At 36.3% G+C, this 15,920-nt stretch carries 13 protein-coding genes and 1 riboswitch; of the genes, 8 read left to right on the top strand and 5 right to left on the bottom strand.

The features are described 5' to 3' along the window. Nucleotides 1-41: 41 nt before the first annotated feature. From H4J57_RS13530 to H4J57_RS13510, 5 genes are all read left to right on the top strand, one after another. On the top strand, nucleotides 42-725 hold the full coding sequence (locus H4J57_RS13530) for a DUF484 family protein (protein ID WP_259364684.1): 684 nt from the start codon (nucleotides 42-44) through the stop codon (nucleotides 723-725). An 8-nt stretch (nucleotides 726-733) separates the two neighbouring features. After that, nucleotides 734-1,495, top strand: coding sequence for an HAD-IA family hydrolase (locus tag H4J57_RS13525; protein ID WP_182217134.1), 762 nt, complete (start codon nucleotides 734-736; stop codon nucleotides 1,493-1,495). A 46-nt stretch (nucleotides 1,496-1,541) separates the two neighbouring features. After that, entirely contained in the window at nucleotides 1,542-3,716 is a 2,175-nt protein-coding gene (gene uvrD / locus H4J57_RS13520) for a DNA helicase II (RefSeq protein ID WP_182217132.1), read from the top strand. A gap of 62 nt (nucleotides 3,717-3,778) precedes the next feature. Further along, nucleotides 3,779-5,032: a diguanylate cyclase gene (locus H4J57_RS13515; protein WP_182217131.1), complete on the top strand. Its 1,254-nt coding sequence runs from the start codon at nucleotides 3,779-3,781 to the stop codon at nucleotides 5,030-5,032. A gap of 116 nt (nucleotides 5,033-5,148) precedes the next feature. Continuing rightward, nucleotides 5,149-7,059: a YfiR/HmsC family protein gene (locus tag H4J57_RS13510; protein WP_182243311.1), complete on the top strand. Its 1,911-nt coding sequence runs from the start codon at nucleotides 5,149-5,151 to the stop codon at nucleotides 7,057-7,059. Between the two features lie 328 nt (nucleotides 7,060-7,387). On the opposite strand, the gene rarD is transcribed toward H4J57_RS13510, so the two are convergent. Then, entirely contained in the window at nucleotides 7,388-8,311 is a 924-nt protein-coding gene (rarD, locus tag H4J57_RS13505) for an EamA family transporter RarD (RefSeq protein ID WP_182243309.1), read from the bottom strand. A 253-nt stretch (nucleotides 8,312-8,564) separates the two neighbouring features. Then, nucleotides 8,565-9,032 carry a thioesterase family protein gene (locus tag H4J57_RS13500; protein ID WP_070375365.1) on the bottom strand — a complete coding sequence of 156 codons (468 nt, stop codon included), beginning with the start codon at nucleotides 9,030-9,032 and terminating at the stop codon, nucleotides 8,565-8,567. A gap of 165 nt (nucleotides 9,033-9,197) precedes the next feature. Between H4J57_RS13500 and recQ the strand changes: the two genes are divergently transcribed. Next, nucleotides 9,198-11,009, top strand: a complete 1,812-nt coding sequence (gene recQ, locus H4J57_RS13495) for a DNA helicase RecQ (protein ID WP_182217126.1) — start codon at nucleotides 9,198-9,200, stop codon at nucleotides 11,007-11,009. Between the two features lie 70 nt (nucleotides 11,010-11,079). On the opposite strand, the gene H4J57_RS13490 is transcribed toward recQ, so the two are convergent. Together H4J57_RS13490 and H4J57_RS13485 are read right to left on the bottom strand one after the other, a co-directional pair. After that, on the bottom strand, nucleotides 11,080-11,379 hold the full coding sequence (locus H4J57_RS13490; protein WP_182217124.1) for a cytochrome c: 300 nt from the start codon (nucleotides 11,377-11,379) through the stop codon (nucleotides 11,080-11,082). 250 nt (nucleotides 11,380-11,629) lie between these two features. Next, nucleotides 11,630-12,631, bottom strand: a complete 1,002-nt coding sequence (locus H4J57_RS13485; protein WP_182243307.1) for a GGDEF domain-containing protein — start codon at nucleotides 12,629-12,631, stop codon at nucleotides 11,630-11,632. 230 nt (nucleotides 12,632-12,861) lie between these two features. Continuing rightward, a riboswitch (cyclic di-GMP riboswitch) is annotated at nucleotides 12,862-12,944 on the bottom strand. 159 nt (nucleotides 12,945-13,103) lie between these two features. Here H4J57_RS13485 and H4J57_RS13480 point away from each other — a divergent pair. Further along, nucleotides 13,104-14,936, top strand: a complete 1,833-nt coding sequence (locus tag H4J57_RS13480; RefSeq protein WP_182217120.1) for a hypothetical protein — start codon at nucleotides 13,104-13,106, stop codon at nucleotides 14,934-14,936. 32 nt (nucleotides 14,937-14,968) lie between these two features. Continuing rightward, nucleotides 14,969-15,454, top strand: coding sequence for a hypothetical protein (locus H4J57_RS13475; RefSeq protein ID WP_182217119.1), 486 nt, complete (start codon nucleotides 14,969-14,971; stop codon nucleotides 15,452-15,454). A 66-nt stretch (nucleotides 15,455-15,520) separates the two neighbouring features. Here the strand turns inward: H4J57_RS13475 and H4J57_RS13470 are convergent, their stop codons facing one another. Then, nucleotides 15,521-15,775 (bottom strand): hypothetical protein, encoded by a 255-nt coding sequence (locus H4J57_RS13470; protein WP_070375371.1) that lies wholly within the window; start codon nucleotides 15,773-15,775, stop codon nucleotides 15,521-15,523. Nucleotides 15,776-15,920: the final 145 nt, after the last annotated feature.

The following is a 15,920-nucleotide window of genomic DNA, read 5'->3' as shown; positions in this document are numbered from 1 at the left end:
AAAGTTAGCTTATTTAACTATTCAAGATATAGAGAATTAATTTGAACGACTCAACCCCAATGCAATTAGATGAAGTAAGTTTAACGGATGATCTCATTGTTGATTACTTACATGATAACCCAGAATTTTTTAATCGTAATCCTGAGCTGATCACTAGTCTACGTTTATCCGATGTTAATCGTGGCACCGTCTCGTTAGTGCAAAGACAACAAAGCCAGCAACGTCAAAAAATTCATGGTCTAGAAGAAGAAATTACTCAACTTATGGCGATAGCTAACCATAATGAACAGCTTTTTGCTTTGTATAGCGACTTGTATTTACGCTTATTAGATTGCAGCTCCGCGCCTGAGTTGCTTGATTGTTTGTATCAAGCAACCACAGAATTATTGTCATTATCGGGTTTGAAAGTCTGGTTAAAAGAGCATACTGAGGTTGACCATGCTAGCATCGTTAAAAACGATTGTGCAGGGGTGATGAATAATCGTTTATCCAAAGATGATTATTATTTTGGACGCTTACAAAAAAGCGAGCAAGAACTTATTTTTTCGCAACATCAAGAAGGCTCTGTGGTCTTAATTAAGCTAAATCATATTAATGATGACATTGGTTTTATGGCGATAAGCAGTGCCGACGCCGACCACTTTGATCCACGCATGGATACTTTATTGCTTAGTCAATTTAGAAAGCTGGTGGCAAAATTACTTTTTCAACAACTGTATAAATAACACAGACAATGAAATTTTATCGTCGCTTAGCCCCCTTTCAAGCCATTAGTTTTGACCTTGATGATACCCTGTATAGTAATTATCCGGTAATGATGGCAACAGATGCCAAAATGGTTGCTTATTTTTCGGCACTTTTCTCATTACAGATAATCGCCACTCATGCGACAAAAAATACTCTTTTTGATTACCGGTTTTGGTCACCTTTTCGCGAGCAAGCTATAGCAGCGAATCCACAATTAATACATCATGTGGGTGATATACGTTTAGCCACTTACACTCTAGGCATGAAAGCATTGGGTTTAGCTGATGACATTGCGAATGACCAAGCACATAAAGCGTTAGATTATTTTGTTCAACAACGCAGTGATTTTGTTGTGCCAGAAGCTGTGCATCAATTATTGCAAAGCTTACAAAAAAAATATCCCTTGGTGGCCATCAGTAACGGCAATGTTGATACTGATAAAATAGGTATTTCAGCTTACTTTAGCTATCGATTTCATGCCGGTGATTTATCAACGACAGCTTTAAATAAAAATCAACGACTACGACAAAAGCCCGCAGCAGATATGTTTGTTGAAGCTTGCAAAAAATTAATAATAAAACCGTCACAACTATTACATGTTGGTGATTGTGGTCGCTCTGATATTCTAGGTGCTATCGATGCTGGCTGCCAAACCGCATGGATTTCCTGCTATGATGTTGGCAAACCACTAACTGTTTTACCTAATATTGAGCTAGCAGATATTAGCGAATTGTGTCACTTGTTATAATTTTATCTATACTTACTTTCTACTTTTCTAAGGTTATTTTTCCGTTATGGACGTTTCTGAACTACTTGAGTCACTCAATGAAAAACAACGAGATGTTGTCGCCGCTCCACTACAAAATATGTTGGTATTAGCTGGCGCAGGAAGTGGTAAAACTCGTGTGTTAGTGCAACGTATTGCCTGGTTAATGCAAGTTGAAAACGCCTCTTCTCATAGTATTTTAGCCGTTACTTTTACCAATAAAGCAGCAGCAGAAATGCGAGTGCGTGTTGAAAAAACAGTTGAGGGTAATGTTCATGGTATGTGGGTCGGTACTTTCCATGGTTTAGCCCATCGCTTACTTCGTATGCATTTTCAAGAAGCTAAATTACCACAAAATTTTCAAGTACTTGATTCAGATGATCAACTGCGCTTAGTTAAGCGCATTGTACGTTCATTAGGTATTGACGAAAAACGTTGGCCACCCAAGCAGATGCAGTGGTATATCAATGGAAAAAAAGATGAAGGTATTCGTCCACAGCACATAGAAGTTTACGATGATCCCACTGAGCAAACGTTTGTTAAAGTTTATCAAGGATATCAAGAAGCTTGTGATCGAGCCGGTTTAGTCGATTTTGCCGAGTTATTATTGCGTGCCCATGAACTTTGGTTGAACAACCCCGTTTTGCTTGCCCATTATCAGCAACGCTTTAAGCATATTTTAGTCGACGAATTTCAAGACACCAATGCCATTCAATACGCCTGGTTAAACATTCTGGGTAACGCATCGAGTAAGGTGATGATTGTTGGTGATGACGACCAATCAATTTATGGCTGGCGTGGCGCAAAAATTGAAAATATTCAGCGTTTTCTTAATGAGTTCGACGACACAAAAACGATACGTTTAGAGCAGAATTATCGCTCCACAGCCAATATTCTTAATGCGGCTAATAAACTTATCGCCAATAATAATAACCGCTTAGGTAAAAAGTTATGGACCGAAGATGAAGCGGGTGAAAAAATATCTATTTATACGGCATTCAACGAAATAGATGAAGCTCGCTTTATTGCGGGTCGAATTACGGATTGGCGTAAAGAAGGCAGCTTAGATGATGTCGCTATTTTATATCGCAGTAATGCGCAATCTCGTTTACTCGAAGAAGCGCTCTTGCAGAGTCGCTTACCTTATCGTATTTACGGTGGTCAACGCTTCTTTGAACGTTTAGAAATTAAGGATGCACTTGCTTACTTACGCTTATTAAATAATCGCGATGATGATGCGGCTTTTGAACGTATTATTAATACCCCAACACGTGGCATTGGTAATACCAGCCTATCGTTAATACGTGACGCTGCGCGCAGTTTAGAAATGACATTATGGCAAGCCTGTCAATTCATGCTAAAAAATGATGAATTGAAAGGACGAAGTGCGAAAGTCATTCAAAATTTTATTAATATTATCGACACTCTCGAAGATGACTCTAGCCACCTCGACCTCGACCAACAGGCCAACTATGTTATTCAACACAGTGGTTTAAAAGCCATGTATCAAGCTGAAAAAGGTGAACGTGCCGAGGCAAGAATAGAAAACTTAAATGAGCTTGTTACCGCTTGTCAAACCTTCGAAGCGGACCCAGAGTTAATAGAAGAACAAACAAAACTCACCTCATTTTTAACACATGCTGCCCTTGAAGCTGGCGAGTCACAAGCCGATGATTATGAACCTGCTGTGCAGTTAATGACTATGCACTCTGCGAAAGGTTTAGAGTTTCCATTAGTGTTTATTGCCGGCTTAGAGGAGGGAATGTTTCCCTCACAAAAATCAGTAGAAGAAATAGGACGTTTAGAAGAGGAAAGGCGTTTATGTTACGTCGGCATGACACGTGCTATGAGTAAGCTATACTTGTGTCATGCAGAAAGCCGTCGACTATATGGACAAGAAAAATTTCATAAAGCCAGTCGCTTTTTACGTGAATTACCTCCTGAATGTACCGAAGAAATAAGATTACAAAATCAAGTGACTCGTCCATCAACTAAAGGTAAGTTTTCTTCGACTTTTACACTGGAAACTTTTGAGAACAGCGGTTTTAGCTTAGGACAGTCAGTCGTTCATGCTAAATTTGGCGAAGGCGTTGTTTTAAATTATGAAGGTTCAGGAGCTCAAAGTCGTATTCAAGTTAATTTTGCTGGTGTAGGTAGTAAATGGCTGGTGGTCGCCTATGCTAATTTACAAGCCAACGTTTAATATTACATAAAAATAATTAGTTCTTTCATGTGATGCCATTATAAAAAAAGGTATGAAATTATATGTCAATGCAGTTACTCGTAGTAGAAGACAGTAAGCCTATTGCTCGTGTTATTAAGCAAATTGGCGAGGCATTAAATTATCAGGTAACTATTGCTACCACACTTGCTGAAGTAGAAGAAATTTTACAGGGCAAAAATGACTTTTTTGCTGCCACTATAGATTATGCCTTACCAGATGCTCCCAATGGCGAAGCAATAGCTTGTGTGCTCTCTCATGGTATTCCAAGTGTCGTTATGACAGGTAAAATGGATGAAACGACTCGACAGCAAATACTTGCTCAGCCCGTTGTTGACTATATCCCTAAAGAGAATAGCCAAGCTTTCCTTTATTTAAAACGTATTTTACATTGGCAAATAACCAACAGCAGTACAGGTATTCTTGTTGTTGATGATTCTTTAGCGGCACGAAATTATGTTTCTCAGCTATTAAAACGCCGCAACTTTAATGTTTATTTAGCCAATGACGGTGTGCAAGCGCTAGAACGCTTAAAGCAGCACAAAGACATTAAATTGGTGATCACCGATCTGGAAATGCCCATCATGGACGGTATCGAATTAACTAATGAAATCCGTAAAATTTATAGTCGTGATCAACTCGCTATTATTGGTATATCTGGAGCAGACAACGGTATGCATTCGGCACGCTTTATTAAAAATGGTGCGGATGACTTTTTACGTAAACCTTTTTGCCCAGAAGAGTTTTATTGTCGAATTACCCAAAATATTGAGAATTTAAACAATATTGAACAAATACAAAAAGCAGCAAACGTAGACTATTTAACCGACTTACCTAACAGACGGGCTTTTTTCTCTAAAGCAGAGCAGCTGGTGCCTCAATATATTAAAAGAGACATGCCTTATTGTGTTGCTATGCTCGACATTGATTTTTTCAAAAAAATCAATGATAACTACGGAAATGATGCCGGCGATCATGTCTTAAAAGTACTGGCATTATATATGCGTAAACATCTAGGATCAGGTTTGCTAGCCCGCTTAGGTGGTGAGGAGTTTGCCATCTTAATGTACGGTACTGATGAGGATCAACTTTACACTAAATTAGACGATCTTCGTCGAGACATTTCTGTTTCTCAGCTAACTTTTGAAGAGCACCATATTGCCTTTAACATCAGTATAGGCTTGGTTTGTAATAGTACAGAGACGTTTGCTAAACAACTGAATCAAGCGGAAAGTGCGCTTTATAATGCTAAAGAAAATGGCCGCAATCAATTGAGTCTTTTTGGCGTCGATGATTAACGCTTTAGTTAAAATGTAGATGTTAAAGTGATGCCGAGCTTGAATTAACTTAAAGGTGCTTTTTTTTATAAAAAAAAGTAAAGTGGTTAAACTATTTTAACAACAGGGTGCACTAAATGAAGAAAAAAATAATGCTCATGAGCAAACATTTGCTGATGTTGTTTTGTTTTTTTATTAGCACCTCAAACTCAATTTTTGCACAGCAAATTGATAGTGAGCAAGTTAAAGCCGCTTATATTTACAATTTTATTAAACATGTTAGCTGGCAAAATGAAAATAACAAACAGCAATTTGTTGTTGGTGTTTATGGTGATGATATCTTTGCTGCCTTGCTTAATAAAACTTTGGCTAAGCGTGTCATTAGAAACAAGCCAATCAAAGTTATTGTCATAAAAAATATCGAAGCGGGTAAACAAACTGACTTGTTTTTTACTGCGGCCAATACCAATACTGAAATAGCCGATATTGCTGCCATTCTTCGCAGTAGCAGCACACTTTTGATTACTGATAACAGTATTGATAAGCATAATGTGATGATCAACCTAGTTAACGATGTTGAAAATTCTGCGATAGATTTTGAAGTGAATAAATCAAATATTGTCTTTGAGGGTTTGGTGATGTCTGCTGAATTATTATTGTCAGGTGGGACTGAACTTCAGGTGGCTACCTTGTATAGAGAAACAGAGTTGGCATTACAAGTCATTAGGGCGCGTGAAGCAAGGTTGAACCAAAAGTTAACCGATCAAGAAAATCAAATATCCTCAGCAAAAGAAAAGCTTAATACCTTAAATAAGAATTTAACACAGCAAGAAAAAATGGCGGGTAAGCGTCAGCAAGAGCTAAATATCCTAAAAATAGATACTGAACAACAGCAACGCTCGATAAAAACCAAAGAGCTGCAATTACAGCAAGTAGCAACCCAGTTAAAAGTAGCAAAAAAAAACTTAGAGAACCAACAAAGCTCGGTTGTCAATAAAGAACAAGAAAATAGGGCTATGGCTGAAAAAATATTGACTAATAAAGATATTTTGCAACGGCAACAGCAACAAATAAGTTTTCAAGGCATGCAATTAAATAAAAAAAATGAAGAGTTAGAAAATCGCGAAGAACGCATTGATAAACAGCGACTTTATTTGATTGTAATGGCTTCTTTTCTTACCCTGTTAGTGTTGATTTCAGGATTAGTGGTTGTACTTTTTGTTAAAAATAGGCAGACAACACGAACATTAACTCGTACGCTGGAAAATTTACAAAAGATGCAAAAACAATTAATTCAATCTGAAAAAATGGCGTCGTTAGGCACCTTAACTGCAGGGGTTGCCCATGAAATTAATACCCCGCTTGGTATTGCAGTAACATCAACAAGTACAGCTTTAGAAAGTACTCTCAAGATTCGTAAAAACTTTGAAACAGGCAACTTAACCCGCACGGCAATGCAACATTACTTTAGTGGTATGGAGAAGGCTTCTAACTTGAATACTAACGCTTTAGAGCGTGTTATTGAGTTGTTGAATAACTTCAAGCAAGTCGCAGCCGATCAAATGGTGGGAGAAGAGCGAGAAATTGATTTAGTCAGTTATATTGAAGAGGTCATGTCTACGTTATCGGCAGAAATGAAGCGCTTTAGAGTGAGTTATCAATATAGCGGTGAAAGTGAATTGAAAATAACCACCATTCCAGGAGCGTTAGCGCAGGTGCTAACAAATTTAGTCACGAATGCGTTAAAGCACGCTTTTGAAAATAAAGCACAGGGCAATATTGCTATCAACTTAACGAAAACCCAAGACGGTCATGTTGTTATCGTCTTTAAAGATGATGGCCATGGCATGACTCAACATGTGCTAGATAATATTTTTGAACCTTTCTTCACCACCAAAAGAAATTCTGGCGGTACTGGCTTAGGAATGAATATTGTTTATAATATTATATGTCAAAAACTAAAAGGCAATATCAAAATTAAAAGTAAGCTAACACTAGGCTCTAGTTTTCATATTACCCTGCCAATAAAGCTTAAAGCCAATACTTAACTTAACTAAATTACATCGTCTTTTTAAATAGTGTCTACAGCATTATTAACAGTTAAAAACTACAGAGTAAGATCAAAATTAAAAGTAAGCTAACACTAGGCTCTAGTTTTCATATTACCCTGCCAATAAAGCTTAAAGCCAATACTTAACTTAACTAAATGACATCGTCTTTTTAAATAGTGTCTACAGCATTATTAACAGTTAAAAACTACAGAGTAAGATCAAAATTAAAAGTAAGCTAGCACTAGGGTCTAGTTTTCATATTATTCAGCCAAAAAGGCTTAAGGCCAGTACTTAATCAACCTTAGATATGATTTCGGCAATAAAATTAACGACTTAATCGTTCATTTAATGCTAATTTACGTTTTTCATTTCTGGCTTTTAGTGAGTCTACGCTATAAATAACCAAAGCTAACCAAATAGCAGCAAAAGTGACTAATTTAGCGGGCTGCAATGTTTCTTGATAATAGAAGGTTGCTAAAAAAAACATAATACTGGGTCCAATGTATTGAAAAAAACCTAGTGTTGATAATGTTAACCTCTTTGCCGCAGCAGTAAAACATAACAGTGGCGCTGTAGTAACTACGCCTGCAGCGATCAATAGCAGGTTTAAATTTGAGCTGTTTTCAAACATGTTAGCGGTATTAGTATTAACAAATAACAACCAATAAACAATCGCGAGCGGTAGCATCATGCTTGATTCAATTAATAAACCAACAAAAGAATCAAGGTGCATTTTTTTACGTAACAAGCCATAAATACCGAACGTTCCAGCAAGTGCTAATGAAATTACCGGTAATGAACCTAATGCAACCAGTTGAATTAATACCCCACATAATGCGAGCGCAACGGCGAACTTCTGCATTTTTCGCAAACGCTCACCTAAAAAAATAACACCGAGTGCGACACTAAATAAAGGATTGATAAAATAACCTAAGCTCGCGTCTAGCAGATGATCATTGTTTATCGCCCAGATGAATAAAAACCAATTTACTAATAGAAAAGTAGCGGATAAGGCAAGTTTAGCCAATAACCTAGGTTGTTTGAGTGTATCGATTAATACGCGAGATCTTTTACTGATGATAACGATTAAAAATAACAGTAGGCTCGACCAAATAATACGATGCACCATAATTTCATCAGGGCTGATAGAAGAAATTAATTTGAAATAAATGGGCGCTAAACCCCAAAGCAGATAAGCACTAATCGCGTTAATTACGCCATTACGGTCTTTGTTATCAGTTACAGTCATGATTTTCAGTAAACTTTAGCAGTAAAAATAAAGAGCCGAATTATAGCACAATGATTTTAATTTCAGCGCTTTACTTGTTCGATAACCGCAAACTGTCGGCTGTATATTGATAATACTTTTGCTAACGTTATTCACTTTAATTAGCTAATAACTACTCATTTACAATGAATATCTGTTGTACGTTTTTAAATAGACCTGAATCTAGCTATCGTATGAACACAAAGCCAGCACTTTAAAAATTAACGGGTGAATATTAACCAACTAGATAAGTACCGGTGCCAAAAGCAATGTGGTCACCTTTTTCGTTATGTAATTCCATGCGAGCAACCGCGACTTTATTGCCACTACGAATAATATGAGCTGTAGCGATAAACTCCTCACCACGACCTGGTCGTAAATAATCGGTACGCAGATCTATCGTTCCTAGGCAGCTCAAACTTTGTTGAATTGTTGTTGGTGTTTTGTGCTCAAGTTGTTCAATCATATTCGCTGCCACAACAACACCACCGGCAAAATCAAGAGCTGATGCAGTGACACCACCATGTAGCGTTTTCTGTAATGGGTTGCCCATTAACTTATCTTGCCATAAAAAACGTACTTCAGAGGTATTACAATCAAATTTACTAACGGTTAGGCCCAGTAATTTATTAAAGGGAAGGTTGTGTGACCAAAAATGAGTAAGTTGCTCAATCATTTGTTTTTCATCTAAATTATTTGTCATAATCCTTCCAATTTAACCAGCAGATTTTTCTAACTGGTCTAATGTCTTCATTGTAGCTTAGCACTTATCTTTCTAAGCATTCAATAAATACTAAAATAGTGCTCTCGACTTTTTTTGTGGCTGGGGTAAAATAACAATAATTGTCGTTTAATAAAGTTTACTCCGTTGCTAAAAGCCCCCCCCACAGTCTCACAAGCTCAGCTTGAAGATGCGTTAAAGCATCATTTTGGTTATCAAACTTTTCGAAGTGGACAATTAGAAATTATTCAGCAATTATTTCAAGGTCGAGACAGTTTAGTACTTATGCCAACGGGTGGTGGTAAATCGATGTGTTATCAACTGCCTGCCGTATTATTACCAGGAATAACCATCGTTGTTTCACCCTTAATAGCTTTAATGAAAGATCAAGTTGATGGTTTGACTCGACAAGGTATTTCAGCGGCTTTTGTTAATTCGAGTTTAGATCAAGAAACAATCAATGATATTTTTGAGCGTTTATCTCGTAGTGAGCTTAAGTTGTTATACATAGCTCCAGAGCGCTTAAAAAATTATTATTTTATGCAACGCTTGGCAAGCATACAGATAAGTTTATTTGCTATTGACGAAGCACATTGTATTTCACAATGGGGACATGATTTTCGGCCGGCATACACACAACTTCATACAATTAAACAACGATTTCCATCGGTACCGGTTATGGCGTTAACAGCAACTGCCGATGTTACAACCCGAAGAGATATTCTTCTTCAACTCGCATTGACTGATCCTTATATTCATCTTGATAGCTTTGACCGGCCTAATATTCGTTTTACCTTAGCGGATAAATATAAGGGCGATCACCAGGTGTTACGCTACATTAAAAAGCGTGGTGATGATTGCGGCATTGTTTACTGTAGTAGCCGCTGGCAAGTTGAGAAATTATCTAAAATGTTAGCAAGTGCGGGTATAAATTGTTCTGCCTATCATGCTGGCATGGAAACAGAGATGCGCAATATTGTCCAAGACGGTTTTGCCAAAGATAATATTCAAGTGGTTATTGCCACCGTAGCTTTTGGATTGGGCATCAATAAATCAAATATCCGCTTTGTGATTCATTTTGAACCTCCAAGAACACTCGAGTCATATTATCAAGAGATTGGCCGTGCTGGCCGAGACGGTTTAGCGGCAGAAGCGTTATTTTTGTATGATGAAAAAGATGTAGAACGCATTACCAAGTATATAGCTGATGGTGATAATGAAGAAAGGGTGAACGTTGAACAACAGCGTTTTCAAGCGTTAAAAGGTTTTATTGAAGCTCAAACCTGCCGTCGACAAGTTGTACTTAATTATTTTGCAGAATTTACCACTAAAAAATGTGGTAACTGTGATATTTGTTTAGATCCACCCACTCAATTTGACGCTACTGAAGCGGCACAAAAAGTCTTATCTTGTGTGTTTCGTATCCAGCAACAAGGTGATATTGAACATGTTGTGCAAGTGCTCAGAGGGGAGTTAACCGAAAAAGTTAGGCAACTGCAGCATGAAAAAGTGTCAACTTTCGCTATCGGTAAAAGTAAAACTCCGGGATATTGGTTTGCTATTATTAGACAATTGATTCATTTGGGATTTTTACAGCAAGATATTTCTCAACAATCTGCGTTATTTTTAACACAAGCATCGCGCTCGGTGTTGAAAGGGGATGAACCCTTAATGTTAGCTTCACCAAGGTTGCAAAAAGCGAGTTATTGGCAACAAGATAAAACCGATAAACGTTATGACCGTGTCTTATTTGTTAAATTAAGAAGTTTGCGTAAAACGATTGCAGATGCAGAGGATATTGCGCCATTCATTGTTTTCAATGATGCAACGTTGTCAGAGCTTGCGCGTATAAAGCCAAAAACATCACAACAAATGCTAAATATTAATGGTATTGGTGATACAAAACTTGCCCGTTATGGACATGACTTTTTGCAAGTTATTCAACAGCATAATGCTTAAAAAAAAACGCTCAATTGAGCGTTTTTTAATATTATTTTTGATGAACCAGGTTCAACAATAACTACTGAGTTTATTTTAAACTAGCGTAATAAGCCGAAATATTTGCGATATCTTCATCACTTAAACCCATAGCCATAGGTCCCATAACAGGATCTTTACGTTTACCCGCTTTAAAGTCTTTCAACTGTTTAGCAAGATAAGCTTCTTTTTGACCAGCAAGGTTTGGGTACATAGGTACCGCAGAGATACCAGCAGCACCATGACAAGCAGCACACATACCAGTTTTTGCTTTACCAGCAGCAGCATCACCAGCAAAAACAGGAGACGCCATCATTAAAGTAGCAGCAACAGCTAAAGTAATTTTTTTCATAAATTATTTCTCTCTTAGTCGTTAGGAATTTTACACTGCATTCAGTATATGAGAAAACAAGGAGGCTGTCGTCGACTATTTTTAGCTAAGCACTCGCAATGTAATCTTCTTTGATTTACCACCGAGTATATTAAGATTATTACCGATTATATTGAGTAAAGTTGGGCATACTATCACTGATATTATTTATTGAAATGAAAATATCAGCGAGAGAAAAATGTCATCAAGCAAAAAGAATCTTGTTGAGCGATTAAGAACTTAATGTATTATTTTTTTTGTATAAATCGGGTAGTAACAGACGTGATTTTTTTAAGATACTGCTGGCATTTTCAGCAATATTAAAGGTGTCTACACCAGTAGACAATGTCATTTGAGGTAATCTAATACCAGACTTACTACTAACAAAGCGAAGCTTTTCAACGCCATGTGTTATTTTACTGGCAATTTCTCGAGCACTTTCTTTGTCAATATCAGGTAACAGAATTAAAAATTCATCGCCACCTGAACGTATTGGTAGACCGCTGCCATCAACATAACTACTCACTTTACTGGCTATTTTTGATAAGAGAACATCACTTATTAAATGACCGAATTGCAGATTAACTTCTGAAATTTGATCAACACAGACGACAATTGCGGCAACTTGCCGACTTGGATCTTCTGTTAGCCATAAATCTAAATGCTTAGACATAGCTTTACGATTATAAAGACCGGTAAGTGGATCCATGTAAATTTCTTCACGTACTTCTTTTAATTCAACTTTTAACGCCTGGGTCTTTTTACGGGTAAAAGAAATATGTTCAGCAAATTTTTGTTGGTGTAGTTTAAAGGCTTTAGATGCCTGGCGAATACTATTTACCGCAACGACTATTTTTTCTTTATCGGCAGATTGTAGATCAGAAATATTGCTGTCTAGCGTGGTAATAAGTTTATTAATACTCTGCGATGATTTTTGGCTGTTTTTTTCAACATGGGTGACAACGTCATCAAGGTCGTCAATGAGTTCATCTCTGAATTTACTTTGGCCTAAAATGAATTGACGATAGTTTTCTTCAATGAAAAAATCATCAAGCTTTTTACCCGTGGCAAGTTTATTTTCAATGGCAGTATTAAGAAGAATGTTTTTTTTATTAATATATTCGTAGCTAACTGAATAATTAATTGGGCTGACAGGTAAAAACCATCGCTGTAATTGTTTTACGGCCATGCTCATTTTTAGTTCAGCTTGTTTTATGGAATCATGATACTTCATTGTTCCATCTCAATTTTTACACCCAATTAACAATATCAATAGACCATTTTCTAGTATAAACAAGTAAAGTACCACATATATTTTTTGTCTATAAAAAACATATATTTAGTTATATAGTATTTTAAATGAAGGTAATATATGACAGAAAATAATTAAAAAGAAGGGAAGGACCGCAAAGTATACCGAAAGCAAACTGTTCAAAATAAAGACAAGCCCCCACTATATCTATACTTGGCAGTTCCGCTATCCTAGGTTTCCCCTTAGACCGGTAACTTTGCGTCTCTAGCTTTCACTAGATTTGCCCTTTTCGAGTTTTAGAAACTCTAAATTCATTATAAGCGTTGAACTATGCTTGTAAACCTTTATTATGAATAATTTGTTGAACCGTAACGAAAGCCTATAAGTAATAGATAAATTTATAGGTTATGGCTGATCACTCTACTGATCATTAGATAAAGGATTTTAGTTAATAATGCCCTGTAAACTGTTGTTGATCCTTTGTTTTTTTATAGCCCCTTTATTTTGTTTTGCCAATGATGCTTTAAACGTTGAGCAAAACATTAAAGATGTTGAACGCTATTTTTTACAAGACGCTGAAAACCTTCCCTACGAAGAGATCATTACACTTTCAAAAAAAATTTTGGGGTCTCAAGAAAATTATACCGTCCAAATTCGTGGGAAAACCTTCATCCTTCTTGCTGATGTTGCCAATAATAAAGGTGAAAATAGCGAAGCATTTCATTTTGCGCAAGATGGAATTTCTCTGCAAGGACTCGAACCAGCCATAAAGTTTAATTTATTACTGAAAGTTGCAGATGGCTATTTTTTACAGGAGAAGTATGAGCAAACTCAAAATATAGCAACCAATGTCATTTTAATGGCAGATTCTCCACAAGTGCTAAAATATCGTTTAATTGCTTTGAGTTATCGAGCTGTTACCTATGCGTTGCAAAATAAAAACGATTTATCGATGAATGATCTTAATCAAGTTAAGGTGCTGATTTCGGTAAATCCTCAGTATGAGGATCACCTTTGTCTTTTAGAAATTTTAGCAACGGCATATTATTATTTAGGCGATTATCAAACATCGCTAACCATGCAAAATAAGCTATTAACGTTAAAATTTGATTTAGACAAACTGGCTAATATTGACCAAACTTATTTACACTTAGGCCGTGCTTATTTTCAGTTAAATTTATTTGATGATGCTTACAATGCTTTTTGGGAAGCACAAAAACACGGCAAAAATAAAAATGCTCCAATTAGTGCTGCCTATGCTGAATTAGGATTGGCAGAGGTGTTATTAAAGCAGGGAGAATTTAGTGACTCACATAATTGGCTATTATCAGCCAGTGCTACATTTAATGAAAAGAGCTTAAATAAGCCTTATTTAACCTCGTTAATTCTATTAGCAGAGACCTCAAGTCTATTAAACAATAAAGCTGTATATCAACATTACCTTCAATTAGCTGAATTAACTGCTAAACACATAAAGCTATCAAAAAAGCAGGCTAAATTATTACTTTTATTAAGTCATATGTATCAGCAAAACGGTGATTATAAAAATGCGTTAATGGCCCATAAAAATTATCTTGAATTACTTCAACAGTTTCAGAAAAAGGCTGAGCCCTCATTAATTATTGACTCCAGTCAAATGTTAAGTGCAAATGATAAAAGTCGAAATTTAATCCTGAATCTCGCTGAACAGAGTAAGTTACAAACTCAATTCAGTGCAAAATTTATCGCGCAAAAAGAGGTTATATATTTATTGATTGTGATCGTTATTCTATTAGTCATTACGTTGGTTTTTTTTGGATTAAGACAAAGAACGTTGCGCTTAAATCAAGTATACGATGAAGTGGAACAGCCATTATCTTATTTGGTAACGCCCTCCCAAACGAAAAGAAATTATCAAGTGAATTATAAAATGGCGAGGAAATACGACTATCCCTTAGCGATTGGCTACTTATCAGTTGTTAACTGGCAAGAGCTTACCTTTCACTTTAATGATAAAATTATGCTCGAAGTTTCAAAAACATTAGCGATCTTACTTAATGAGTCAAAAGGTGAATTTGATGAAGCGGGTACTATTAACGATGGTGAATATTTACTGATAGGTCCTCACCAAACTCAAGCTGAAATAGCGATTAAGTTAAATAGTTTAGCTAACGCAATTAAACTGAGATTCTTCGCCAATTTAGGTGATTATTCACTTAAAATTGGCTACGCCTATGGATCACCCACAGCACAAGATATAGACCCTTACATATTTTTATCGCGTTTAAGTGAAACCACTAAAGCGTAGTCAATATTACTTTTTATTTTAATAGGTTTAATATGATTTTTGTATTGTCCATTGCTGCTATTTTTGTAGCTTTGAGTATTTATTTTTATTTTCGAGCGGAAGTTCTACAACGCGAATTATTTAGTGTGAAAAAAGAGCTCAGTAGTAGTCAGAAAGAAAATAAGTTTTATATAGACTCTATGGCAATAATTGCCAAGCGACACGAAGATTTTGTTAAAAATCGATTACAAATAATTAAAAATTGCCAGGCATTAGAACCTGAGACGATTGAAATTATTTCACCACTGGTTAATAACTATGCCGCGATTTTTATTGAGTGTTTAAAAGGAAAAGGCAAACTGCAGTCAATCACTAAAAAGTGTTATGGAAATTTTGACGATGACGCTTTTAAAAGGTTCGTGGCGCATGTTGCTAAGCAAGATTCCAGCGTAAGACGTATGTGGTCAAGTAATAATTTAGCGGGGTATATTTCTTTAATTGAAGCTTTATTACTGACTAAAACTAAAAAAGATGCCTAATAGGGGCATCTTTTCATGTATCTCTGAAAGTAGGCTAGGTATATGCCTTTAATCAAGGATGAATAACTAAGGACGAATAATTATACTTGGTGTTGAGTCTACTTCACCTTCACCGTTAATGGTTGCTGTTTTACCATTGCATTGTAATATGGCTAAGCTGCCGTTATTGCTATTTCTAATAAAAGATAAGTCGTAACCAAACTGAGTCATGCTACTGGCGGCAAATTTTTGTGCAAGAGAAAGCCTGTCCCATAGCGACTGTTCCTCATTACTACCTTGCCTTCTTTCTAACAATACTTCTCTTTCTAATAGCGCTTCCATTGAGATCTCTTCGTATTTTTAGTCAATAATTTTCTTATTCCCTAGATACTACCTTGCAGCGTATGAATTTTCAACAATTTTAAAATGTCGCTAAAGATATAAATTATAAATATGCTATAGTCAAAATTTTATATCAGTGAGTGCT

It is taken from the genome of Colwellia sp. BRX8-7, assembly GCF_014077275.1.
GTDB lineage: Bacteria > Pseudomonadota > Gammaproteobacteria > Enterobacterales > Alteromonadaceae > Colwellia_A.
The sequence above is the reverse complement of the archived record's forward strand: the minus strand, read 5'-3'. Positions and strand labels throughout refer to the sequence as shown.